The sequence below is a fragment of the Actinoallomurus sp. CA-142502 genome, assembly GCF_050936355.1.
Classification (GTDB): domain Bacteria; phylum Actinomycetota; class Actinomycetes; order Streptosporangiales; family Streptosporangiaceae; genus Actinoallomurus; species Actinoallomurus iriomotensis.
In genome coordinates, this window is the sequence record NZ_JBNJMY010000001.1 from 8893116 (window position 1) to 8917688 (window position 24573).

General features: G+C 72.3%; 19 protein-coding genes and 1 riboswitch. Of the genes, 13 read left to right on the forward strand and 6 right to left on the reverse strand.

The features are described from left to right. Positions 1-18 precede the first annotated feature (18 nt). The 3 genes from ACQEV1_RS41470 to ACQEV1_RS41480 all read right to left on the reverse strand — a co-directional run bounded on the left by ACQEV1_RS41470 (position 19) and on the right by ACQEV1_RS41480 (position 4263). Positions 19-1446: a family 2B encapsulin nanocompartment shell protein gene (locus ACQEV1_RS41470; protein WP_285573947.1), complete on the reverse strand. Its 1428-nt coding sequence runs from the start codon at positions 1444-1446 to the stop codon at positions 19-21. A 205-nt stretch (positions 1447-1651) separates the two neighbouring features. Beyond that, positions 1652-2680 carry a hypothetical protein gene (locus ACQEV1_RS41475; RefSeq protein ID WP_433402033.1) on the reverse strand — a complete coding sequence of 343 codons (1029 nt, stop codon included), beginning with the start codon at positions 2678-2680 and terminating at the stop codon, positions 1652-1654. A gap of 815 nt (positions 2681-3495) precedes the next feature. Continuing rightward, positions 3496-4263, reverse strand: a complete 768-nt coding sequence (locus ACQEV1_RS41480) for a DUF4239 domain-containing protein (RefSeq protein WP_285630753.1) — start codon at positions 4261-4263, stop codon at positions 3496-3498. Between the two features lie 454 nt (positions 4264-4717). Here ACQEV1_RS41480 and ACQEV1_RS41485 point away from each other — a divergent pair, with 454 nt between their 5' ends. The 9 genes from ACQEV1_RS41485 (at position 4718) to ACQEV1_RS41525 (ending at position 16836) form a co-directional block, all read left to right on the forward strand. Continuing rightward, entirely contained in the window at positions 4718-5638 is a 921-nt protein-coding gene (locus ACQEV1_RS41485) for an isocitrate lyase/PEP mutase family protein (protein WP_433402035.1), read from the forward strand. 106 nt (positions 5639-5744) lie between these two features. Beyond that, positions 5745-6611, forward strand: a complete 867-nt coding sequence (locus ACQEV1_RS41490) for an SIS domain-containing protein (RefSeq protein ID WP_433402037.1) — start codon at positions 5745-5747, stop codon at positions 6609-6611. After that, positions 6608-7489, forward strand: a complete 882-nt coding sequence (locus tag ACQEV1_RS41495) for an ROK family protein (RefSeq protein WP_433402039.1) — start codon at positions 6608-6610, stop codon at positions 7487-7489. Before ACQEV1_RS41490 ends, ACQEV1_RS41495 begins: the two co-directional genes overlap by 4 nt. Then, a complete protein-coding gene (nagA, locus tag ACQEV1_RS41500) occupies positions 7486-8583 on the forward strand; it encodes an N-acetylglucosamine-6-phosphate deacetylase (RefSeq protein ID WP_433402041.1) in 1098 nt (365 codons plus the stop codon). Before ACQEV1_RS41495 ends, nagA begins: the two co-directional genes overlap by 4 nt. Next, positions 8580-9497, forward strand: coding sequence for a 1-phosphofructokinase family hexose kinase (locus ACQEV1_RS41505; RefSeq protein ID WP_433402043.1), 918 nt, complete (start codon positions 8580-8582; stop codon positions 9495-9497). Before nagA ends, ACQEV1_RS41505 begins: the two co-directional genes overlap by 4 nt. Before the next feature lie 199 nt (positions 9498-9696). Beyond that, complete coding sequence (locus ACQEV1_RS41510; protein WP_433402045.1) at positions 9697-12330, forward strand: transglycosylase domain-containing protein; 2634 nt, start codon at positions 9697-9699, stop codon at positions 12328-12330. Between the two features lie 77 nt (positions 12331-12407). Continuing rightward, a riboswitch (SAM riboswitch) is annotated at positions 12408-12521 on the forward strand. Positions 12522-12557: 36 nt separating this feature from the next. Next, on the forward strand, positions 12558-13808 hold the full coding sequence (locus ACQEV1_RS41515; RefSeq protein WP_433402046.1) for an aminotransferase class V-fold PLP-dependent enzyme: 1251 nt from the start codon (positions 12558-12560) through the stop codon (positions 13806-13808). A gap of 146 nt (positions 13809-13954) precedes the next feature. Further along, the gene (locus ACQEV1_RS41520; RefSeq protein WP_433402048.1) at positions 13955-16471 is read left to right on the forward strand and encodes an SseB family protein; all 2517 of its coding nucleotides are present in this window, start codon (positions 13955-13957) and stop codon (positions 16469-16471) included. Then, the gene (locus ACQEV1_RS41525) at positions 16468-16836 is read left to right on the forward strand and encodes a hypothetical protein (protein WP_285630734.1); all 369 of its coding nucleotides are present in this window, start codon (positions 16468-16470) and stop codon (positions 16834-16836) included. Before ACQEV1_RS41520 ends, ACQEV1_RS41525 begins: the two co-directional genes overlap by 4 nt. A gap of 506 nt (positions 16837-17342) precedes the next feature. On the opposite strand, the gene ACQEV1_RS41530 is transcribed toward ACQEV1_RS41525, so the two are convergent. Beyond that, the gene (locus ACQEV1_RS41530) at positions 17343-17705 is read right to left on the reverse strand and encodes a hypothetical protein (RefSeq protein ID WP_433402051.1); all 363 of its coding nucleotides are present in this window, start codon (positions 17703-17705) and stop codon (positions 17343-17345) included. Between ACQEV1_RS41530 and ACQEV1_RS41535 the strand changes: the two genes are divergently transcribed. Continuing rightward, positions 17698-17919 carry a hypothetical protein gene (locus tag ACQEV1_RS41535; RefSeq protein WP_285573919.1) on the forward strand — a complete coding sequence of 74 codons (222 nt, stop codon included), beginning with the start codon at positions 17698-17700 and terminating at the stop codon, positions 17917-17919. The genes ACQEV1_RS41530 and ACQEV1_RS41535 overlap by 8 nt on opposite strands. A 23-nt stretch (positions 17920-17942) precedes the next feature. On the opposite strand, the gene ACQEV1_RS41540 is transcribed toward ACQEV1_RS41535, so the two are convergent. Together ACQEV1_RS41540 and ACQEV1_RS41545 are read right to left on the reverse strand one after the other, a co-directional pair. Then, a complete protein-coding gene (locus ACQEV1_RS41540) occupies positions 17943-18761 on the reverse strand; it encodes a TrmH family RNA methyltransferase (RefSeq protein ID WP_433402052.1) in 819 nt (272 codons plus the stop codon). A gap of 253 nt (positions 18762-19014) precedes the next feature. Beyond that, positions 19015-20007 carry an endonuclease/exonuclease/phosphatase family protein gene (locus ACQEV1_RS41545; RefSeq protein ID WP_285630724.1) on the reverse strand — a complete coding sequence of 331 codons (993 nt, stop codon included), beginning with the start codon at positions 20005-20007 and terminating at the stop codon, positions 19015-19017. Positions 20008-20847: 840 nt separating this feature from the next. Between ACQEV1_RS41545 and ACQEV1_RS41550 the strand changes: the two genes are divergently transcribed. The 3 genes from ACQEV1_RS41550 (at position 20848) to ACQEV1_RS41560 (ending at position 24569) form a co-directional block, all read left to right on the forward strand. Then, the gene (locus tag ACQEV1_RS41550; RefSeq protein WP_433402054.1) at positions 20848-21174 is read left to right on the forward strand and encodes a hypothetical protein; all 327 of its coding nucleotides are present in this window, start codon (positions 20848-20850) and stop codon (positions 21172-21174) included. A gap of 104 nt (positions 21175-21278) precedes the next feature. Next, positions 21279-22874, forward strand: a complete 1596-nt coding sequence (locus ACQEV1_RS41555; RefSeq protein ID WP_433402055.1) for a substrate-binding domain-containing protein — start codon at positions 21279-21281, stop codon at positions 22872-22874. 192 nt (positions 22875-23066) lie between these two features. Beyond that, entirely contained in the window at positions 23067-24569 is a 1503-nt protein-coding gene (locus ACQEV1_RS41560) for an RNA polymerase sigma factor (RefSeq protein ID WP_433402057.1), read from the forward strand. Positions 24570-24573: the final 4 nt, after the last annotated feature.

Here is a 24573-nt window from a genome sequence, read left to right on the forward strand (position 1 = left end):
GCGCCCATCGGCGGCCCGTTATTCGTTCGTCGGAGCGGTTTCCACGTTTTCGAGAATGCCCAGCGCGTCGGGTACGAGAACGGCGGCGGAGTAGTACGCGCTGACGAGGTAGGAGATGATCGCCTGGTCGCTGATGCCCATGAAGCGGACCGACAGGCCGGGCTGGTATTCGTCGGGGATACCGGTCTGGTGGAGCCCGATGACGCCCTGGTCCTCTTCGCCGACGCGGAGCAGCATGATCGAGCTGGTGTGGGCCTCGCTCACCGGGATCTTGTTGCAGGGGAAGATCGGCACCCCGCGCCAGGCGGGCACCCAGTTGCCGGCGAAGTCGACGCTCTGGGGGTAGACGCCCCGGCGGCTGCACTCACGGCCGAACGCGGCGATGGCCTTCGGATGGGCGAGGAAGAACCCCGGGTTCTTCCAGACCGTCGACAGCAGTTCGTCCATGTCGTCGGGGGTGGGCGGGCCGGAGCGGGTGTAGACGCGCTGGCTGAGGTCGGCGTTGTGCAGCAGGCCGAACTCACGGTTGTTGACCAGCTCGTTCTCCTGCCGCTCTCGCAGCGCCTCGATCGTCAGCCGCAACTGCTGCTCGACCTGGTCCATGGGCTGGTTGTACAGATCGGCCACCCGCGTGTGGACCCGAAGCACCGTCTGAGCGACGCTCAGCTCGTACTCGCGCGGCGACAGCTCATAGTCCACGTACGTGCCCGGCAGCACCGGCTCACCGGTGTGTCCCGACGCGAGCGCGATCGCGGCCTCGCCGTGCTCGTTCTGGTCTCCGGTGGGCCCCTCGCGGTAGCGCTCGAGGTGGGTGCGGAGAGTGTCGGACTGGTCGACGATCTCCTGGAAGACCATCCCGGAAAGGGTCAGGACGATGCATTTGGTCTGGGCCTTGGCGGTGAAATCCCACGTCTCCTGAGACCCGGCCAACGCCCGATCACCGAAGTAATCACCATCCGCCAACACCCCCAAAGCCGTCTCATCACCATACTTACCAACCCCCACCCGACTCACCTTGCCATGCGCGATCAAAAACACCTGATCCGCAGGCCTCCCCACCTCCACAATCACATCCCCAGCATCAAACTCCTGCTGCACAAAACGCCCCGCCAACGCATTCAACGTCCCCTCATCCCCAAACCCCCGCAACAACGGAAGCTCACACAACTCCGGCGGAACAACCCGCACCTCCGACCCCGTCGAAGAAAAACTCACCCGCCCATCCCCCACCGCATAACTCAACCGCCGGTTCACCCGATAAACCCCACCCGACGCCTGAACCCACGGCAGCATCCGCAACAACCACCGAGACGAAATCCCCTGCATCTGCGGCGCCGACTTCGTCGTCGTCGCCAAATTACGCGCCGCCGCCGTACCCAGACTCAACGGCGAACCCTCAACACCCAGACCCGACTGCGCCGACTCCGTCACGACACACACCACCATTCCGTGTTCGTACCGACTGGGGAAACCGACGGGTGATTAATTCAGCCGCCGAACCGGCTGCCAGGAAGGGCGGCATATCGGCCCGGCACTGAATTAACACCTTTGCTCGCGGATGACATTACGTTGTGTATCCCTTTGATCACAATAGGCAATCGAAGGTTGTTCTCCGGGTCGCCGAGGCGCGCCGTCACGGGCTCTCGCACGCTCACGGAGCAGCCGCGAACGCCACGCCGGCACCCGCCGCGATGACGGCCGTGATGACGACGAGCACCATCAGCGTGGTCAGCGGATTCTTGTGCCGGGGCGGCGCGGGCGCGGCCTTCGGCCTGGACGCCCTGCGGTGCTGCGCCGTGACCGGCGCGGACGGCCGGTGCGCCGCGGGCGGTGTACGCGTCGGGGCGGCCGGCACGGCACGGGCCACGACGGGCGCCACCGGGGCCGGGGATGTGCCGCCAGGAGGAAGCGGAGCGGCGGGCGGCGGTGGTGCCGGGCTCGGCGGCGGCGCCGGCGGTGTCGGGGGCGGAGTCGGTGGCGTCGGCGGGGGCACCGGCGGTGACGGTGCCGGGCCGCAGTCGCCGAGCTCCGCGCGTACCGTCACGAGGTTGAGCACGCTGACGTAGACGCACAGCGGGTAGATGGCGCGGACGCTCACGTGCGCGATGTCCGGCTGTCCGGCGGCCGCCGAGGAGGCGGAGCCGACACCGAGGTCGGCGGCGAGCACGGACAGAGGCGTGGGCCCACCGCCCGGCCGCAGCGCACCCACCAGGGCCAGCGGACCGTTGCCAGGGCCGAAGGCCGACGCCGGAGAACCGCCGGCGACCGGCGACTCATCGGCGGCGCTTCCCTCCCCTGCGGACGCCTCCGGCGCGCCGCGCTCCCGAGGCTTGGCGGCGAGCACGGGCAGAGGTGTAGGGCCACCGCCCGGCCGCAGCGCACCCACCAGGGCCAGCGGACCGTTGCCAGGGCCGAAGGCCGACGCCGGAGAACCGCCGGCGACCGGCGACTCATCGGCGGCGCTTCCCTCCGGCGCGCCGCGCTTCCGGGGCTTCGCGGCGAGCACGGGCGACGTCGTGGGGGCGCCGCCCAGCCGCAGCGCCTTCACCAGGGCCAGCGGACCGTTGCCAGGGTCGAGGGCCGACGCCGGAGAACCGCCGGCGGCCCGCTCATCGGCGGCGCCTCCCTCTCCTGCGGACGCCTCGGGCGCGCCGCGCTCCCGGGGCTTGGCGGCGCCCATGTCGCCGGCGGCATGCCCAGACGGGGAGGAGGACGACGCGCCTGCGTCTTCCGGCCGGGAGGCATCGGCGGACGACGGATGACCGGGGGCGCGCCCATCCGGAGCATGCCCGGCAGGCGTCTGACCGGCCCTGACCGGCGCGCCCACGTCTCCCGGCGGGGCGGCACCGCCAGAGGGCGGGCCGCCGAAAAGGCTCGCGAGTCCCGCGGGCGCCCCGGCCTGCCCGCCCGCGTCTCCTCGCGAGGAGGCACCGGCGGAAAGCGGGCCGCCGGCGAGGCCAGAGGTCGGCACGGGCGACCCGGCCCGCCCATCCGAAGCACGCCCGGCAGGCCTCTGACCGGACCTAACCGGCGCGCCCGCGTCTCCTGTGCTTGGTACGGGCGATCCGGCGGACGCCTGAGCGGACCGGCCCGGGACAGCCGCCTCCCTTCGTGGAGAGGCACCGGCACGAGGAACGTCAGCTCCTCTGGGCGACCCGGCATTCATCCGTGGGGAGCGCCCCGCGGACGGCCGGCGCGCCCGGGTCGGCGTACCCGTGTCGCTCCGTGGGGCGGCGGCGGGGTTCCCGGCTGCTGGGGGTGGCCCGGCCTTCCCCTCTGGGTCTGTCGTGTCGGCGTCGCGCCGTTGGGGGCGCGTTCGCGGTGAGCCGTCGGCCGACGGGCGGGGGCGTCGCTGGTCGGTTCGGGTGGCGGGGGGCTGGTCGGTGTTCGGGACGGTCGCGAGGGCGGGGGTGGCGGTGAGGCCGACGACCGTACCGGCCGCGAGGACGGCCGCGCAGGCGGTGCCGGCGGTACGAGGGGTGGGGGCGACACGCATCAGCGGCTCTCCGGGATCTGCTGGAACTCGTGCTGGGCGGTGATGTACGCGTCCGGCTTGACGCGCAGGGCACCGGTGAAGACGTGGGAGATGTCGAAGGCGAGGAAGACGCCGAAGCCCAGCAGGGCCGCCATCACGCCGAGCGGCACGATCGTCATCGCACGGGGCCGGGCGCCCGCCATGAACGGGAAGATGAGGACGACGAGACCGGTCAGGATGGTCATGTAGAGCAGGCCCGCGGGCGGGTGGGTCCGCGCGTCCAGCGCGCGCTGGCCGCGTGCCGTGGCCAGGGCCTGGAGCTGCTCCACGACCGCGTCGCGGTCGTCCTTCTGGTCGTCGTTGGCCACGGGCAGGGCGTTGAGCTTCGAGCGGAGCGCGGTGAGCCGGTCGTCGCCCTCGGCGGTGACGTGGCCCCGCTTCATCGAGTTCCATTCGCGGCCCACGACGAGGTCGGTGTAGGCGCGCAGGTCGGCCTGCACGTCACGGCCCTGAGGAGCGGGCAGCGCGGCCGCCGCCCAGTACGCCTCGACGAGCGCGCGGCTCTCGGTGTAGGTGTTCTCGCGCGCGGAGTCGGCGTTGGTCCACGGGATGACGATGGCGATGGCGAAGACCAGCAGGAACAGCGCCGACAGCATCGAGCCGGCGTGACCCGCGGTGGCGCCGCCGGGATCACTGTCGTCGGAGCCGCGGCCGAACTTGCGGAAGAGCAGGGCCGCCGCGACGACGACTCCGACCGCCGCGACGACGGCGAGAATGCAGACGAGCATGACCGGCTCCAGGTCTTTGTGTGGCTGGCGGGGAGGGGCGGATGCCCGGCATGTGCTGAGCGTTATTTGACTATCACATTGGGTGACCGTGGTGAAGCCGTGAAACGAGCCGATTCCGACCTCTCGAAGAGGCGCCCGGATGGGATACCTCGCGGCATGTCCACTATCGGGACGAATGACCTGCGATGTCGTGCACGATGAGCGCCGAATGATCCGTCCGTGCGGTTTCACACACGTCCGGGGCGACCGCTTCCGGACACCGCCGGGTTCCCGCGGCCACCTGCGGGTCCGCCCGTAATACGGGCATAAGCCAAGCCGTTTGTGGAAACGATCTTAAATGCGCGGCGAGGTGACCGACATTTAACCAATGGCTTCGCCGGGACGAAGGACCCCTCGATTAGCGTGACGCGTGAAACAAAGGGAGAGAACGGCGAATCGGGGGCCAATGGACGCGATGAGCCCGACCACGACGCAGGGCGCCGGGCCGAACCCGAGCGGGCCAGGACGCCACGCGAGCAGCACCGGGCCGGGACCGTACACGGGCGGGGCCGGGAGGCGGTTGAGAGACGCCGTACGGGTCTGCGGGGTCACCCCTCTCATCGGGATCTTCGACATGTTCTCCGCGTCCGTCGCCGCCCGGCACTACGACGGGCTCTTCGTCTCGGGGTTCGGCTTCGCCGCCTCCTACTACGGGCTGCCCGACATCGGCTTCATCGCCTGGCCGGACATCGTCGCCTTCGTGCAGCGTCTGCGGCAGGCGTTTCCCCGGCACCATCTGCTGGTCGACATCGACGACGGCTACGCCGACCCCGAGGTCGCCTGTCACGTCGTCGCGCAGCTGGAGGCCATCGGCGCCTCCGGCGTGGTCCTGGAGGACCAGGACCGGCCGCGCCGCTGCGGTCACGTCGACGGCAAGCGGATCCTGCCGCTCGGGGAGTACCTGGAGAAGCTGCGCATGGTGCTGGAGACCCGCCGGGACCTCGTCGTCGTGGCCCGTACGGACGCCACCGGCGAAGAGGAGATCCTCCGCCGCGCCGAGGCGCTGGCCGCCACGGACGCCGACGTCATCCTGGTCGACGGCGTGCGCAGCGCCGCGTGGATCCGCAAGGTGAGAGCGGTCGCCGGCGGGAAGCCGCTGCTGTTCAACCAGATCGCGGGCGGCAGGTCGCCGCGGTTCTCGCTGAGCGACCTGGCCGAGCTCGGCGTCGACGTGGCGATCTACAGCACACCGTGTCTGTTCGCCGCGCAGTCCGCGATGGAGGAGGCGCTCACCCGGCTCGCGAAGGACGACGGCCGGCTGCCCGAGGACTCCGTCGGCGTCGCGGACTGCCTTGACCTGCTCGAACGCAACATCAGCCGCCATCACGAACGCTGATCGGGGCCCCGCCCGCGCACGGTTTCATTCTCTTGGCGAGTATGTGTTCATTAGTGCATGATGCGAGCACGATTCGCGCAGGAACGAGCACGTGGTGGAGGCGGGTTTGGCGGACTATCACGTCGAGGCGGAGATCGACAGTCAGCCGTCGTGCTGGCGGCAGGCCGCCGAGCGGCTGCCCGGCGTACGGGACGCGCTGCCACGCGACGGCGAGCGGGTCGCGGTCTTCGGCTGCGGCACGTCGCTGTACATGGCGAAGGCGTACGCCGCCCTGCGGGAGGCCAGGGGTCTCGGGGTCACCGACGCGTTCGCCGCGTCGGAGCTGCCCTACGGCCGTGACTACGACCGCCACGTCGCGATCACCCGTTCCGGCACGACCACGGAGGTGCTGCGGGCCCTCGAACGGCTGCCCGGGACGACAGTGATCACCGCCGTGCCCGACGCGCCGGTGCCCGCCGGCATCCGTACCGTCGTCCTGGAGTTCGCCGACGAGCGGTCGGTGGTGCAGACGAGGTTCGCCACGTCGGCGCTCGCGCTGCTGCGCGCCTCCCTCGGCGACCCCGTGCCGGACGCCGACGCGGTGCGTGCGCTCGGCGAGCCGCTCGCCCCGGAGTGGCTGGAGGCCGGGCAGATCACCTTCCTCGGCAGCGGGTGGACGGTCGGGCTGGCCGACGAGGCGGCGCTGAAGGCGCGCGAGGCCGCGCAGCTGTGGACCGAGTCCTACCCGGCGATGGAGTACCGCCACGGACCGATCAGCATCGCCCAGCCCGGCCGACTGACCTGGATGTTCGGCTCCGCGCCCGACGGGCTCGCCGAGGACGTGGCCGCCGCCGGCGCGGCGTTCGCCGCGAGCGACCTGGACCCGATGGCGCACCTCATCGTCGCCCAGCGGCTCGCCGTCGCCCACGCGCGCGCCAGAGGACTGGACCCGGACCGGCCGCGGTCCCTCACCCGCTCGGTCGTCCTCCCATGATCGTCGCTCTCGACGTCGGCGGCACGTCGATGAAGGGCGCGGTCATGGATCGCGACCTGGAGCGGACGGCCACCGTACGGCGGCCCACCCCACGCGGCGACGCCGCCGTCGCCGCGGTCCTGGACACCGTCGGCGAGCTGGTGGCGCAGGCCCCCGGGGCCGAGGCCGTCGGCCTCGCCGTGCCGGGCATCGTCGACGACGAGACCGGCGTCGCCGCCTGGTCGGAGAACATCGGCTGGCGCGACGTGCCCTTCCGCGCCCTGATCGAGGAGCGCACGGGCCTGCCGGTCGCGGTCGGCCACGACGTACGCGCGGGCGGCACGGCCGAGCAGCGCCTCGGCGCGGCGCGCGGCGCGCGCAACTCCCTCGTCGTGCCGATCGGCACCGGCATCGCCGCGGCGATGGTCATCGACGGCCACCTGTGCGTCGGCAGCGGCTACGCCGGGGAGATCGGGCACATGTCGGTGGGCGCGGACGAGCCCTGCGTGTGCGGCGGCACCGGCTGCCTGGAGGCGGTGGCGTCCGGGCCCGCGATCGCCCGCCGGTACGCCCGGCGCACCGGGCGGGAGACGACCGCGGACGCGGTCGCGGCGCTGGTCGCCGAGGGCGAGCCGGACGCCGTGGCGGTGTGGGCCGAGACGGTCGGCTGGCTGGGCACCGCGCTCGCCGCCGCGACCGTCCTCGCCGCGCCCGAGGTGATCGTCATCGGCGGCGGCCTGTCGCGCGCCGGCGACCTGCTGCTGGGACCTCTCGCCGACGACATCGAGGGACGCCTGACGTTCCACCGCAGGCCGCGCCTGACCACGGCGCGTTTCGCCGACGAGGCGGGGTGTGTCGGCGCCGGACTGTGGGCACTCGACCTGTTGGAGACGCAATGACCGTGTTGAGCGCGGACCGGGTCGTCGCCTTGGACGGCGTCCTCGAACCCGGCTGGGTGGAGGTGGCGGACGGCCGGATCATGGCCGTCGGCCACGGCGTGCCCGAGCACGCCGACCTGCACGGCGCGGTGATCGTGCCGGGCTTCGTGGACCTGCACTGCCACGGCGGGGGCGGCGCGTCGTTCGACTCCGCCGACTCCGGCGAGTGCGCCCGCGCGGCCGCGTTCCACCGGGAGCGGGGCACCACGACGCTGGTGGCGAGCCTGGTCACCGCGGCTCCGGACGTCCTCGAACGCCGCGCGTCCGTGCTGTCCGAGCTCGCCGCCGACGGCGTCGTCGCCGGCATCCACTACGAGGGGCCGTTCCTGTCCCCGGCGCGCAAGGGCGCGCACGATCCCACGCTCCTGCGCGACCCCGACGCCGCGACGGTCGAACGGCTGCTCAGGGTCCCGCACGTACGGATGATGACGATCGCGCCCGAGCTGGACGGCGGCCTGGACGCGCTGCGGCGGGTCCGCGAGGCCGGCGCCCTGCCCGCCGTCGGCCACACCGACGCGACGTACGAGGTGACGCGCGAGGCGGTCCGCGCGGGCGCGCGGGTGGCCACGCACCTGTTCAACGGGATGCGCCCCCTGCACCACCGTGAACCGGGCCCGATCCTCGCCCTCCTGGACGCGCCGGACGTCGTGGTCGAGCTGATCGGCGACGGCACGCACCTGCACCCGGCGGTCGTGGGCCACGCCGCCCGTACGGCCGGGACCGGGCGCGCCGCGCTGGTCACCGACTCGATCGCCGCCGCGGGCATGTCCGACGGCGAGTACGAGCTCGGCGGGCTCGGCGTGGAGGTGCGCGAGGGGGTGGCGCGCCTGACCGACGGCGGCTCGATCGCGGGCAGCACGGCGACGGCGGCCGAGATCTTCCGCCGCGCGGTGCGCGACTCCGGGCTGTCCCTGGAGGAGGCCGTGCGCATGTCCGCCACCACCCCCGCCGCCCTGCTGGGGCTGTCCGACCGCGGCGCCGTCTCTCCCGGGCTCCGCGCCGACCTGCTGGTGCTCGACGACGACCTGGGGGTACGGAAAGTCCTCACGGCATGATCGTCACGATCACGCCGAACCTCGCGCTCGACGTCACGTACGCGGTGACGGAGCTGCGCCCCGGCGAGACGAACCGGGTCGACTCGGTGCACGCGCGGGCGGGCGGCAAGGGCGTGAACGTCGCGCGGGTCCTGCGGTCGCTGGGCCATGACGTGCTCGTCCTCGGCCTGGCGGGCGGCCCGACCGGCGAAGCCGTACGCGCGGACCTGGAGGCGTCCGGGCTGGCGCACGACCTGGTGCCGGCCGCCGGGGAGACGCGGCGGACGGTGACCGTGGTGGCCGGGGACGAGGCGACGATGCTGGGCGAGCCCGGACCGGCCGTCGCGCCGGAGGAGTGGGCGGCGCTGGAGGCGCGCGTGCCGGACGCCGACGCGCTGGTGATCTCGGGCAGCCTGCCGCCCGGCGTGGACGGCGAGGCCGTCGCCGGCCTGACCGCGCGGCTGTCCGCGCGCGGCGTCCCGGTGATCGTGGACACGTCCGGCGAGGCCCTGCTGCGCGCGGCGCCGCACGCCTGGGCGGTCAAGCCCAACGCCGAGGAGCTCGCCGGGACGACCGGCACCGACGACCCGGTGGCCGGTGCGCGGATGCTGGGGGCGTCCGCGGTGGTCGTGTCGCTGGGCGCCGACGGGCTGCTCGCCGTCACCGCCGGCGGGGTGCACCGTGCCGCGCCGCCGCGGCGGGTGTCCGGCAACCCGACCGGCGCGGGCGACGCGGTGGTGGCGGCGCTCGCGGCGGGAGTCGCCGCCGGGGGCGCGGTGTCGTGGCCCGGCCTCCTCGCCGACGCGGCCGCGCTGTCGGCCGCGGCCGTGCTCGCTCCTCTCGCGGGCTCGTTCGACCGATCCGCGTACGAGGAATTCCGAGCTCGGCGTCCGTCTTCGCCGCAGAGCGGGCGTGATGCCGAGAGCGCGGGATAAGGTCCGGCCGCGCGGCGCGACGGTGGCCGGTGCCTAACGGAATCCTTAGTCTCTTTGGCTTAGGATCGTCAAGACCCCGGACACCCAACACGGTTGAACCGATCAGCCGAACCCCTTTGGGCAGTTTCGTGAACTCCGGCAGGTCACGGGGGATGGATGAGCGACATCAACGACGTCATCAAGGGCTGGGGAGCCCGAAATGTCTGACAAGCCAGTAAATAACGGTGACGCGAACCTGTCCGCGGACGGCGGCGGCTCGCGACGCGAGCCGGACGAGGACGCCGCGGCGACGCGCGGTGACGAGGTCACGGAGAACACGAACGACCCCGAGGACACGGCGCACGACACGCCCGTGAGCGACGCCGACCCGGCCGCCGAGGAGACTCCTGTCCGCGGCGCGGCGACCACCGCCCGCGACATCCCGGTCGCCGGTATGCGCGACACGGACGACGAGCGCGACGAAGCCGACCGGAACGACGACACGTCCGAACGCGACCTCGCCGACGACGACGGCGAAAAGGGCGACGACGCCACGGCCGCGACGCCCCCTCCGGGCGACACCCCCTCCCCCGGATCGACGGACGAGCCCGCCCCGGCCGACGCGACCAAGCCGGTCATCATCCCGCCCGAGGACGACAAGGCCGACGAGGACGCGGACGAGCCCGGGGGCGTACGCCTCGCGGCCGCCGCCTCCAAGGACGCGCCGGGAAAGCCCGCCAAGGCGGGAAAGAAGACCAAGAAACCGCAGGACCGCCGCATCAAGTACGCGCGGCGGGCGGCGTACGTGCTCGGCGTCCTGGTGCTGCTGCCCATCATCGGCTTCATCGTCGTCTACCTGATGACACCGGTCCCCAGCTCCGCCCAGCCCACCGCCAAGGCGCAGCAGTCGGTGTTCTACTACAACGACGGCAAGACGGTCATCGCGCGCACCGGCGACTTCGACCGCCGCCCGATCGACCTGAAGGCCGTCCCCCCGCAGGTGCGCGACGCGGTCATCTCGGCGGAGAACCGCAGCTTCTACAGCGACTCGGGCGTCTCGGTGAAGGGCTCGGCGCGCGCGGTCTGGGCGACGCTGACCGGCGGTTCGATGCAGGGCGGCTCGACCATCACCCAGCAGATGGTGCGCAACTACTACAGCGGCCTGTCCCAGCAGCGCACCGCGGGCCGGAAGCTCAAAGAGATCATGGTCGCGCTGAAGGTCTCGCGCGAGAAGAACAAGGACTGGATCCTCCAGCAGTACCTCAACACCATCTACTTCGGCCGCGAGGCGTACGGCATCGAGTCGGCCGCGCAGGCGTACTACGGCAAGGACGTGCAGCAGCTCACCCCCGCGGAGGGCGCCTACCTCGCGGCGGCGATCCAGGTGCCGACCTACGCCGGCGACCTCACCATCCCGGGCGCCCAGGGGTACATGCAGGCGCGGTGGCAGTACGTCGTCAGCGGCATGGTCCAGATGGGCGCCATCAGCCAGCAACAGGCCGCGACGATGAAGTTCCCTCCCCCGGCGAAGCAGAAGCAGAAATCGATCTACGCCGGCGACAAGGGCTACATGGTCAGCCAGGCCAAGGCCGAGCTGCGCCGCATGGGCTACACCGACAACCAGATCAACATGGGCGGGCTGAAGGTCCGGACCACCTTCGACAAGGACCTCATGGCCGCCGCGCGGCAGGCGGTCAAGCAGAACATGCCGTCCGGCACGTCGAAGAAGATCCTGACCGGGCTGGTGTCGATCGATCCGGACAACGGTGAGATCAACGCCTTCTACGGCGGCAAGGACTACGTCGACCAGCAGTTCAACAACGCCTTCGACGCGAAGGTCCAGGCGGGTTCGGGCTTCAAGCCGTACGTGCTGGCCGCCGCGCTGGCCGACGGCGAGAGCCTCAACACCTACGTCGACGGCAGTTCGCCGCAGCGCTTCGCCGGGGTCGATCTGCAGAACGACAACAACGAGAACTTCGGCATGGTGAACCTCGTCACCGCGACGCAGGACTCCATCAACACCGCGTACCTCAACCTCGGCCAGAAGGTGGGCCTGGGCAAGGTGGTGTCGATGGCGGAGAAGGTCGGCATCCCGGCCGCGCAGCTGGAGCCGCACAAGGACGCCGCCACGCTCCCGCTCGGCGTCGCCGACGTCAGCGTCCAGCAGCAGGCGGCGGGCTACGCGACGTTCGCCTCGGAGGGCGTCTACCACGCGCCGCACGTCATCAGGTCGGTCACCGCTCCCGGCAGCAAGCCGCGCAAGGTGTCCGAGCCGGGCAAGCGCGTGTTCAGCACGACCGTGGCGCGCGACGCGACGTACGCGATGCAGAAGGTCGTCGACGCCGGCACCGGCACCAACGCCGGGCTGCCCGACCGGAACGCCGCCGGCAAGACCGGGACGACGAGCGACGGCAAGCAGCTGTGGTTCAACGGGTTCATCCCGCAGCTCACGGCCTCGGTCGGCATCTTCCGCAGCGACAACAAGCCACTGGTCATCCCCGGCTACTCCTCGTACGGCGGTGACCTGCCGGCGCGGATCTGGCGTTCGTACGTGGTCCAGGCCGACCAGGCGCTCCACCTGCCGCCGAAGTCGTTCGGCGCGCCGTCGGTGTACACCGGCGGGGGCGGCCGGTCGACGACCGTCCCGGTCAACCCGCGCCCGCACCCGACCGGGTCGCGGCCGCCGGCCCCGCCGACGTCGGGTCCGACGGATCCGGTGCCGCCGCCGGTCGACCCGCCCGGAGGCGGCAACGGCGGTGGCGGCGAGCCGCCGACGGACCCGCCGCCGACCGGTGGCACGCAGCAGCGCGGCCTGCAGCGGCACGGTCACCGGATCCATAACCTGTCCGGCTGACCCAACCGCGAACCGCACACCCGCCCGAAGCACCCGTCAACGGGGCGCGTCGGGCGGGTGTTGTATTCTCTCCGTCAGGTCATGAGCGCCAGCGTCAAGCCCCGGCTTGCTGGCCGGCAACCCTCCGTCCGTGGCGGGGTGCCCCGGGTGATGACCAGGTCCGGCACGACCGTGTCAGGCAAGCGCGGACCCCTTCGCGGGTCCCTGGACTCCGCTGGAGGTTACGCATGTCCCCTGCGTCCGCTGTCATCGACCTCGCCCCCGCTCCCCTCCGGGTCATCGGTCAGGACGTTCCCGTCCCCGTCTCAGGCGGCAGCGTTCCGTACGCCAACCTCGACTACGCCGCGAGCGCGCCCTGTCTCGAGAACGTGCGCGCGGCGATCGACGCCGCCCTCCCCTACTACAGCAGCGTCCACCGCGGGGCGGGCCACGCCTCGCAGGTGACCACCGACCGGTACGAGCGCGCGCGGAGCACCGTGCGCGCGTTCGTCGGCGCCTGGCGCCGCGACGCGGTCGTGTTCACCCGCAACACCACCGACGCCATGAACCTCCTCGCGCACGCGCTGCCGCAGGGCACCACCGTGGTCGTCTTCGAGTCCGAGCACCACGCGACCCTCCTGCCGTGGCAGCGCGGCGGCAGGGTCGTCCGGCTGCCGGCCCCCGTCTCGCCGTCCGCGGCGGTCGCCGCCGCCGACGAGGCGCTGGCCTCCGCCCCGGCCGGACCGCGCCTGCTCGTGGTCACCGCCGCCTCCAACGTGACCGGCGAGCTGTGGCCGGTCGCCGAGCTCGCCCAGGTGGCGCGGGAGCACGGCGCGCGCATCGCCGTGGACGCGGCGCAGCTCGTCCCGCACCGGCCGTTCGACATGACCGCGCTCGACGTGGACTATGTGGCGTTCTCCGGGCACAAGCTGTACGCCCCGTTCGGCGCGGGCTGCCTCGTCGGCCGGGCCGACTGGCTGCGCGCCGCCGAGCCGTACCTGTTCGGCGGCGGCGCGACCGCCAGCGTCGGCGACCAGGTCGTCTGGTCCACCGACCCGGAGGCGCGGCACGAGGCGGGCACCCCGAACGTCCTCGGCGTCGTGGCCCTCGCGGCGGCGTGCGAGGCGCTCACCGACTGGGACCGGCTCATCGCGGAGGAGGAGCGACTGCTGGCCCGCCTGCGCACCGGCCTGGCCGCCATCCCGGGCGTACGTGAGCTGTCCCTGTGGGGCGACCTGAGCCCGCGCGTCGGCATCGTGTCGTTCGTCGTGGAGGGCCGCCGCGCACGCGACGTCGCGACCGAGTTGTCCGAAAAGTACGGAATCGGGCTCCGTGACGGAAAGTTTTGCGCACATCCGTTCCTGCGGCGGCTGCTCGGCGAGGGCGCCGGCGACTGTGAGAATGGTGACGGAACGGCGCTGCGCGCGAGCTTCGGCATCGGCACGACCGAGCAGCACATCGACCGGTTGCTCACCGCCCTGCGGCGGCTCGGTCACTGAAAGTCGCATGTCATCGACGAAGTGCACCGACAGGGCGACCCAGATGTCCGGAGCGCGCCGGGCCGTCCCACCGGACTCGGCATACTCCGCAGCACCGCCGGTTTCATCCGGGTACGGTGGACACTCCGCTATCGAGCTTCCGGGGGGTGGCGACATTGACCGACGCGTGGGAGCCAGCGAATCAGCTCGAAAACCAGCTCCGTGACGCGCTGCGCGATGGCGACCAGGACACCTACTTCAAACTCGTGAGCGGCGCGGAGCTGTTCGTTCCGCTGCCGCCGGGCGAGGCCGAGTCGGTGCTGGCCGACCCGGGGGCGTTCACCTGGCCGACCAGCACCCGCGACGGCCGTACGCAGGTGCTCGCCTACACCTCCGGTGAGGCGGGGCGCGCGTGCCTCGGCCCGGCGTACCAGCACTTCGTCCACATGACGTTGGCCGACATGGCCCGCACGTGGCCGGACCAGGAGTGGTGGCTCGCGTTGAACTCCGGCCTGCCCATCGAGGGCTATCTGCCGGCCTGGTTCATCGGTCAGCTCACCGCGGGCATCGCGCCGGTTCCCGGCGAGGAGCCGCAGCAGGGCGTCGCGGCGGCTCCCGGCGCGGAGACCGCGCCGCCCCCGCAGGCGCAGGAGGCGCCGGCGCCGCCGGTGGGCGACGCCCCGGCTCCGGACCCGGCCCTCGCGCCGCCCGTCCCGGCCCAGGAGGCCGCGCCGCCGCAGGAGTCGGTGCCGCCGACCGCACCGCTTCAGCAGGTGGCGCCGGCGACCGTGCAGAACGGCGCGAACCCGGACGCCATACCGTCCGAGGACGCCTTCGAGACGACCGTGCACGACGGCATCCCGATCATGCCGAAGCACGGCGCGCCTCCGGCGCCCGAACCCACGCCGGCGCCCGAGCCCGTACCGGCGCCCGAGCCCGTGCCGGCTCCGGAGTCCGGCCCGCCCGCTCCCCCGCCGCCCGTTCCCGCACCGGCCGAGCCGGTACCCGCCGAGCCCGTACCCGCCGAGCCTCTGGCCGCCGAGCCCGCACCGGCCGAGCCCGTGCCGGCCGAGCAGGGTCCGGTCGAGCAGGTGCCGGTGGGCGTCGCCGACCCGGTGGCCGAGCCCGCGCAGGGCGCGCCGCCGCCCGCGCCGGCGTACGACGTGCCGCCGCCGCTCGACGGGCCGCTCGACGTGGACGCGTCGCCGCTCGTGCTGCACTTCACCCCCGACGCCGAGTTCACGCCGCTCGACGAAGAGGAGCGGAGCCTGCTGGACGCCGCGACGCGCGGTGACCGCGAGGAGTTCCTGCGGACCCTGCTCGGCGTACGCCAGATCTGGGTGCCGGTCGTCGAGGGCGGCGACTCGATGCTGGCGCCGGGACGCCCCGGGTTCCAGTGGTACGTCGACGACTCCTCCGGGCGTCCCGCCGTGCCGATCTACACCGGGCCGGGGCGGATGCGCGACGCGATGGGCGGTCATCCGTTCGTGCTGTCCGACCTCGCCAAGGTGCTGCGGTTCTGGCCGGACCCGGCGCTGGAGCTGGTCATCAACGGCGGCACCGCGATCGGCGCGTCACTCCCCGGCGACCGCGTCACCCCGATGGCCGAGCAGGTCGACGCCGCCGCCGCGGCGCGGCTGGCCCGCGACTTCCCGGCGCAGAGCGACGCCGAACGCCAGATGTTCGACGTGCGCGGCGACGCGGACATGATCGTGAAGGTCCTCATGGACGCCACGGTGTTCCTGCCGGTCTGGAGCCGTACGCCGCCCGCCGTGCAGACACGGCCCGGCGACCCGTCCTTCCCCTGGTCGGCCGTTCCCGTACGCGGGCGGCCGTCCGTGCTCGCGTTCACGTCCTTCGACTGGATGAAGGCGGCGGTCGGCACGACCGGCTTCGTCATGCCGACCTTCGCCGAGCTGGTGGCGGGCTGGCCCGACCACGGCTGGAGCGTCTCGGTCAACCCGGGCACGCCGATCGAGCTGGTCCTGTCCGGGGAGCAGATCCGCGCGCTGTCCGCCGTCGGCCCGGAGCGGGTGGCCGAGGACATCCCCCCGCCCATGCCCGAGGGCGGGATGCCGCTCGGCGGCGCCGCGGCCCCGGTGTCCGTCGGCGAGCCGCGCCGCGAGGGCGACGCCGAGGCGGCGCAGGAGGCCGGGGCACGGCCCGCACCCGCCGCCGACCGGCCGGTGGAGGCGCCGCGCGGGCCGTTCGCCATCATGCAGAAGGTCGTGCCGCACGACCAGGTCGCGTGGCACCTGGAGCAGGCGTACGACCGGGTGGCCGGCTTCGTGCACCGGGTCCAGGACGTGGTCGACCTGAACACCCCGAGGCTGCTGTACGAGTCGCTCGGCCTGCTGCGCGAGGGCTCGCCGTTCCACCCGGACGACGCCGAGGTCCACGTCATCCGCTGGCCCGCGTACCGTTCCGGGCTCTACCGCATCCCGTTCGGCGGTCAGACCGAAGAGGCGATGCGGTCGTGGGGCGACGGCGGCTGGGTGCTCGAACTCCCGCCCTTCGGCGGCGACGGCTTCGCGCCGGGCAGCGCCGGCAGCATCCGCGAGTACAAGGTCGACAGCATGCGCCTGCCGCACGGCTCGGAGATGTACGCCATCGGCGGCGACGGCTCCGAACGCTTCGTCGCGCGCTGGGACGCCGACCGGCTGGTCTGGGGGGACACGGAGTGATTCGCGACGGCTACACCGCACGCTGGCGTGACGCGGAGTACGACGCCACGCCCGGCGTGGACGGCGAGGTGCGGCTCTACGCCACCGCGCCGGAGGAGGGGTTCGACGAGGTACGCCCGGGCCGGTTCGTGCGGGTCGTCCGCGACGCCGAGGTGGACGACCTGCGGTACGTCCGGACGCACTGCACGTGGCGGGGAGAGCCCTTCGTCGTCATCGGCGAGCACGGCGGCTGGGTGCGGCTGGAGTACGCGGGCGGCCGCGCCCCGGTCGCGGTGGCGCTGGGCCTGGAGACGGTCGACGCCGGCGTGTACCAGATCTGGGTCTCACGCGAAGAGATCGACCAACTACGCGAAGAGAACATTTAGGGCATTGGAGGCGACAAGTTCGCCTGCCCTGTTGATTGATCGGGCTTGACGTGATCGCATGATTCTTACCCCACGCATGACGAAGCGTAGGGTTGATATCAACGGCGATCGTTGAGGAGGTCGTGGGCGGTGCTCGCACGATCGGTACGAACCCCACTGATCATCAGCGTTGGCACAGGCATCGTCCTGGTCAGTGGCACCGCGGCAGCCATCGCTGCGACGGACACCCCCTCGCCCACGGTGGACGCCTCCCCGACGGGCTCCGACACCCCGACGCCCACCCCGACCCCCACGCCACCGCCGGACCCGACGCTGTCTGTGGGCTTCACGCACACGCCGAGCTCAGTGCTCCAGGGGCAAAAAGCGACCATGTATGTGCAGGTCACACCGCACATTCCGAAAGGCTCCAAGGCCCCCACCGGACTCACGTTGCATGTCGGGAGTTCGCAGGCGACTGTCCTGTTCGAGTCCAACAGCAAGCACGACCTCGCCATCAAGTCGCTGGCCTACACGAAATCGGTAGCGATCACCGTCGACGTCCCAGACAAGGCGTCCACCAAGAGCAAGGTGGTCGTATGGGCGCAGGCCGACGCAGACAACACCCCTGCGGTCAAGGCGAGCCCGTCCTTGTCCCTAACGGTGAAGGCGAAGGCATCGTCGTCGAAGTCCAACAGCGGGTCGAGTAAGAGCAGCAGCTCCAGTGGGAGCAGCAGTAGCAGTGGCAGTTCGAGCACGTCGAACCTGCCTAGCGGGTTGGGTAAGTCGTCCGGGGCCGGGGCTACGCCGTCGGTCGCTCCCTCGAACGATCCGGCCGTGTTGCCCTCGATCGCGCCGACGCAGGCGCCGTCGACCGCGCCGGTCGTGAACACCGGCAACTCCCAGCAGATGCGCGGGACCACCGACGCCGCCGACGAGCTCACCTTCGACAAGCTCGCCAGCACCCAGGCGGCCTGGCTCGCCGCGCTGCTCGTCGCCTTCTCGCTGCTGCTGACGCAGGTACGGCTCGGGCGGGCGAACGCTCGCTCGCCGAAGCAGAAGGGCGCGCACCGCAGGACGCGCCGTTCCGGCGGCGCCGCGCACTAGTCCCAGCGAACCGGCCGCTGGTGCTACAGGACGCCGGGGCGCATCAGTTCGTGGCAGGCGATCGCCGCGGCCGCGACCACGTTGAGCGAGTCGACGCCGAGGTCCATGGCGTCGCCGCTCATCGGGATGCAGACGGGTTCGTCGGCCTCGCGGAGCCAGCGGGAGGACAGGCCGTCGCCCTCCGCGCCGAGCATCAGGGCGACCCGCGCGCCCAGCGGCGCCTTGCCGAGCGGCGTGGCCGACTGGTCCGGGGTGAGCGCCAGCAGCGTGAACCCGGCCGCGCGCAGTTCGGCCAGCCCGCCGCGCCAGTCGGTCATCCGGGCGTACGGCACGGCGAAGACCGCGCCCATCGACACCTTGACCGACCGCCGGTACAGCGGGTCCGCGCAGCGGGGTGACAGGACGACCGCCTCGACGCCGAGGGCCGCGGCGCACCGGAAGATCGCCCCGACGTTGCCGTGGTCGACGAGGTCCTCCAGGACGAGGATCCGCCGTACGCCCGGCAGGAGCGCGCCGACGGACGGCAGTGGCAGGCGTTCCATCGACGCGAGCGCGCCGCGGTGCACCGGGAACCCGGTCACCGCCTCGGCCACCGCGTCGTCCACGACGTACACCGGCGCGTCGCCGAGCACGTCGGACAGGGGTTCGACCCAGCGATGCGCGGCCAGCACGGACCGTACGGGGTGGCCCGTGGCGATCGCCCGGCGGATGACCTTCTCGCCCTCGGCCATGAACAGGCCGTGCTCGGCCTCCAGGCTCTTGCGGAGGTTCACGTCGCGCAGGCGGGTGTAGTCGGCGAGACGCGGGTCGGCCGGGTCGGCGACGGGGATCAGGCGGGCCATGCCTCCAGTATCGCGGCCCCCACGGCGAAGACCGTGCTCCACTCGGCCAGGGGTCCTCCTTCATCGGAGAGAGCGACCACCGGGGCGCGCCCTTTGATCCCCTCGCTCCACTCGGCCGGGGGTCCTCCTACATCGGAGAAGGTGACCGCCGGGGCGCGCCCTTTGATCCCCTCGCTCCACTCGGCCAGGGGTCCTCCTACGTCGGAGAGAGCGGCCGCCGGGGCGTGCCTTTTGATTCCCTCGCTGCGCTCGGTCAGGGCAGCCGGAGTTCGGTGAAGAGGGCGCGGTGGTCGCTGGCGGGCTGGAGGTAGACCTTCACCCGTTCGATCGCGCAGCGCCGGTCGGCGAGCACGTGGTCGATCGTGATCGGCGGCCAGGGGCGGAACGTCGGCACGAGGCCCTGTCCGGTCGCGTCCGCGGCGTCCGTGAAGCCCTCCCCGATCAGGCGGCGCAGCGGTGCGTGGTCGAGTGTGGCGTTGAAGTCGCCCGCCACGATGCCGACCTCCCCGTGCGGGGTGGGCGGCGGGATCTCCTTCAGGTCGTGCCGCCACCTCGCGGCGTCCGGGCCGAGCGGCGCCGGCGGGTGCGCGGCGGTGAAGCGTACGGGCGCGGCGTCCGGCACCCGCACGATCGCGTTCACCATCGCGAACGTGGTGGGTCCGCGGTCGGGCTGTTCGGTGAGCGGATAGCGGGAGTACAGGCCGGTGCCCTCCGGACCGCCGCGCGGGTCGATCACCCGGTACGGCATGAGGCCCTCGATGCCCGCCGCGTCGAGCCGCTCGGCCGCCGCCGGGGTGAACTCCTGCACGCTGAGAATGTCGGCGCCGGTGCGCCGGACGAGGTCGACCAGGCCCTCGTCGCCGGCCTGGCCGAACTTGAGGTTGGCGGTGAGGATCCGCAGCCGCGGGCCGGCCGCGTGCGGCTGCCCGCCGCCGAACGCCCTGGGCAGCACGATGCCGGCGTACACCGCGGCGACGGCGACCGTGACCGCGAGCGCGACCCGGTCGCGGGTCAGTGCGGCGACGGCGAGCGGGATGACCACGCCCGCCGCGACGTACGGCACCACGGCCATCGCCGGGATCAGGATCGAGGAGAAGGAGGACAGCCGGTCGACGCCGACGAGGCGGGCGACCGCCCAGAGCAGCCAGACGGCCACGAGAATCCAGGTGATCACCGTTGTCCACCGCCGTCGCGTGACCGGGTGTGCCGTCGCGTCGTCGTCCCGTACGGTCGCGAGTCTCGTCATCTGCCGCTCCCCCGTCGACGTGGGCCCCTGCCCTACTGTGCACGACGAAGCTGACCGGCGGGTTCAGGTTCGCCCGTATACCAGACCGAATCCGTTGACGCGACGTGGGCGGGCCGTCACCGGCGCTCGCCCGGGGCGATCGGGTCAACCGGCCGTGACCGGATTCCTTACCGCCTCCTTTCCACGACGGCGCAGCGCATCGGCCCGGAAGTCAACTCACGGGCGCTCACCGAAGTTCGTTTCTTTACCGGCGAGCAAGGTTTCCAGTCATGACCGGCCCGCGTTGACCTGCGGAAAGTTCTCACTGGCCTCTTTGGTCACATCGGGAAGGGGAGGCTACAGTGCCGCTCTATATCCACCCATCTCCCGCGAAAGAGGACATCGTGAGCGGACGTCGCCGCAAGGAGGAGCCCTCAGGCGGCACGCCGGAGGAGGGGTGGCCGGGCCGTCCGGTGCCGCCCACCGGCGCGAACTCCGGCGACACGGGTCCTCAACACCCGCCGTCCCAGCGGGATCCGTTCGGCGCGAGCGGCGGACGCGACCCGTACGGCGGTTACCCGAACGACCCCGCGGGCGGTGGCGGGTACGCGGGCGGCCCGGCTGACGACCGGGGCCCCGGGCAGGGGCGCGACGGCTACACCGGACCCGGTCTCGGCCGGTCCGGTGTCGGCATGGCGGCCGGCGGGTACGGCGGCTCGGACTTCCGCAGCCAGGGATACGGAAACTACGGAGGGCCGCCGAACGGTCCGGGTCAGGGCCTTCCCCCCCAGGGCGGCCCCGGCGGCGCGGGCCAGGGCGGTCCGGCTCAAGGCGGTCCCGGACAGGGCGGCCCCGGTCAAGGTGGCCCCGGACAGGGCGGCCCCGGTCGAGGCGGTCCGGGTCAAGGCGGCCCCGGACAGGGCGGCCCCGGTCGAGGCGGCCCGGGTCAAGGCGGCCCCGGTCGAGGCGGTCCGGGTCAAGGCGGTCCGGGTCAAGGCGGTCCAGGTCAAGGCGGTCCCGGGCAAGATGGCTTCGGGCAGGACGACTTCGGGCAGGACGGTCACGGCCGCGACGGTCGGAGACGGCGCGGGAGCGGACGCGACGAGGGCGGCCGCCGCCGGGCGGGCTCGGCCCCGGGCGGCGGAGGGCGGCGCCGCGCCGCACGCCGCCGGTCGCTCAGCACGCTGATCGGCCCGCTCGCGGGCGCCATCGGCCTTGCCATCCTGCTCGGCGCGGGCGCGTACGCGCTCGCGGGACCGCGGGGCTGCGGCAGCCACGCGATCAAGCTCAACGTGGCGGCGGCGCCGGAGATCGCCCCGGCCATCAGCCAGGTCACCAAGTCCTTCGACGACGCGCGGCACTCGGTGAACGGCAAGTGCGTGCAGGCGACGGTCAAGGCGTCCGACCCGGCCGGCATGTCCACCGTGCTGTCCGGCGGAGGGTCCGTGCCGGGCGAGGCCGACCCGGACGTGTGGATCCCCGACTCCTCGCTGTGGGTCACGCTCGTACGCAGCACGGCCAAGGGCGCGTCGAGCGTGCATCTGACCCCGACCTCGCTGGCCAAGACGCCGATCGTCGTCGCCACGTCGCGGACGTTCGCCAACAAGATCCACAGTGAGGGCATCCGCCCGACGTGGGACATGCTGCTCAAGGCCACCGACGCGCTCTCCGCGGGCGCGGTGAGCAAGAACGACATGCTCCCCGCCGACTCGGTGCACCTGCAGATCCTCGACCCGAACCGCAACGCGGGCGGCATCGGCGCGGTGGTCATGACCCGCGAGCTGCTGCAGGGCGACCCGAACGCCGACCCGATCTTCACCCAGATCGTCCGCAACGTGCAGAACAGCCTCTCGCCGACGCCGCAGGCCCTGTTCGCCAGCTTCCACCGCGACCTGCACGGACGGGCGCCGGTGGTGATCGTGCCCGAGCAGGCGGTATGGAAGTTCAACCGTGGCAACCCCTCCGCTCCGGCCACGGCGCTGTATCCCAGCGAGGGCCTGCTGAGCCTCGACTACCCGTTCACGCTCGCCACCGACGACGAGGACAAGGTGAGCGCGGCCGGCCTGCTCGAGCAGGCGCTCGGCGGCACCGAGGCGAAGAACGCCGTGCGCTCGCTCGGCTTCCGCACCCCCGACGGCCATCCGGGCGACGGCTTCACCACCCAGAACGGGCTGAGCCCACGGGTGCCGCGCGCGCTGCCGACCCCGGCCGCCGGTGACGTCACCGACGTCATGCAGGCGTGGACCAAGCTCTCGCTGCGCACCCGGATGCTGACTCTCCTCGACGTGTCGGGGTCGATGGCCCAGCCGGTCGGGAACGGCCTGACGCGCATGCAGGCGACCGCGCAGATCGCGCAGAACGGCCTCGCGATGCTGCCCGACGACACCGACCTGGGGCTGTGGACCTTCTCCACGAACCTGAACGGCGCCCTGGACTACCGGACCGAGGTGCCGATCGGACCGTTGTCCACGCGTCTGGGTTCGGGCACGCGAAGGCAGGCGATCCTGTCCGCTCTCGGCCGCGTACGCCCGAAGCCGACCGGCAACACCGGCCTGTACGACTCGGTACTCGCGAGCGTGCGGTCGCTGCAGAAGACCTACAAGCCGGGCTACTACCACTCCGTCCTCGTGCTGACCGACGGGAAGAACGACGACGTCCACGGCATCTCCCTCGCCGGCCTGCTCAGCACGCTGAAGAAGGAGGCCGACCCGGACCGGCCCGTCGAGGTCGTCTTCATCGGCTTCGGGCCGGACGTGGACATGTCCGCGATGCAGAAGGTCGCCGCGGAGACCAACGGTGAGGCGTTCCACGCCCTGAAGCCTCAGGACGTGCAGCGTTTCCTGCTGGAGACGATCGCGCGGCGCATCTGCGCGCCGCAGTGCCACTGAAATCGCCAACACGAGTTCATATCGGTCTAATCATTCGCGAGAGGATTTTCTTGGAGTAGTGGCAGGATCCTGTAAACCAGGCTCCCGGCTGCGGCGTCTTGTACATGAAGGAGGCCCGACGGGAGCGGGGCGTCGGGCCTCCTTCTTCACTTCCGGGGGCCTGTCCGGGCATGACACTCTCGGGAGGACCCTGTGGCCGGTTGGCCCAGTCTCGGCCGTGTAGAGGATCGTCGGCTGGCGCAGTCGCTGCGCGACGGTGACGCCGCCGCACTCGCGGAGATCTACGACTTCTACGCGCCACGCCTGTTCGACTACTGTCACGCACTGCTCCGCGACCAGGACCTGGCCGCGGACGCCCTGCACGACTCGCTCATCGCGACGCAGGAGCACATCGGCAAGCTGCGCGAGCCGGAGCGTTTCCGCAGCTGGGTCTATGCCATCGTCCGCAACGAGTGCCTGCGGCAGCTCGCCGACCCGGAGCGGCCCGAACACGGCCACGCGGCGCCGGAGCAGAACGAGGACGCCTTCCTCGACGCCGAGGAGCGTCAGCGGCTCGAGGAGACCCGGCAGCTCGTGCACAGCGCCCTCGCCGGGATGGCCGCCCGCCACCGCGAGGCGATCGACCTGTCCGCGCGGCACGACCTGTCCGCCGAGGAGCTCGGCGGCGTGCTGGGCATCTCGTCCCAGCAGGCGACCGAGCTGGTCGCCCAGGCACGCGACGACCTCGACAACTCCCTCGCCGCCGCGATCATCGCGCGTACGGGACGCGGCGACTGCCCGAGCGTGGCCGCGCTAGTGAACGAGGACGAGTGGCCGCTGCCGCAGGACGTCGCGCGCAAGCTGATCCGCCACATCGAGTCCTGCCCGGTCTGCCGCGACCGCCGCAAGCGCAAGGTCTCCACGAACCGGCTGATGCAGGTACTGCCGGTCGCGGCGATCCCGTCCGACCTGCGGATGGCGGTGCTGTCGCTCGCCGAAGCGCCCGACCAGCACGAGAACCGCACGCGCATCGCGCAGCGCGCCGAGCCGTTCGACGTGTGGGGCTGGCCGACCAGCCTCGAACGCCGCGCGCAGCCGGCCCGCAAGGAGAAGCGGGGCGACGGGACGTCCTCGCACCTGCTGCCGGCCGTCGCGGTGGCCGCGTGCGTCGTGCTCGTCATCGGGGCGATCTTCCTGCTGACGGGTGGCGGGTCGGACGCCCCCAAGAACCTGAACAACAAGGTCCCCGGCGACGCCGCGGCCGCTCCCCCGAGCGACAGCCCGTCGGACTTCCCCTCGCCGACCGACAGCGTCGAGCCGTCCCCGTCGAAGACCAAGCACTCGCCGTCGCCCACTCCCACCAAGCACACGCCGACGCCGACCCCGACCACCCACCGCCCGGCCCCGCCGAAGACCCACAAGCCGGCCCCCAAGCCGACGCCGGGCACCCTGTCCGTCGACGGCACGTGCGACATGGACTCGGGCCAGGACTGCACGATCAGGGTGCAGGCCGTCGGCGGTCCCGTGTCGTGGAACTCCTCGACCAGCGGGCCGATCTCGGTCTCCCCGTCGAGCGGCAAGCTGGCGAGGGGAGGCAGTGTGACCGTCACGGTGACGCAGAGCGAGGACGCCTGCCCCGACACGAAGAGCGCCAAGGTGTTCTTCTCGCCGAACGGTTCCACCAGCGTCTCGTGGTCGTGCGGCATCTTCGGCTGATCGT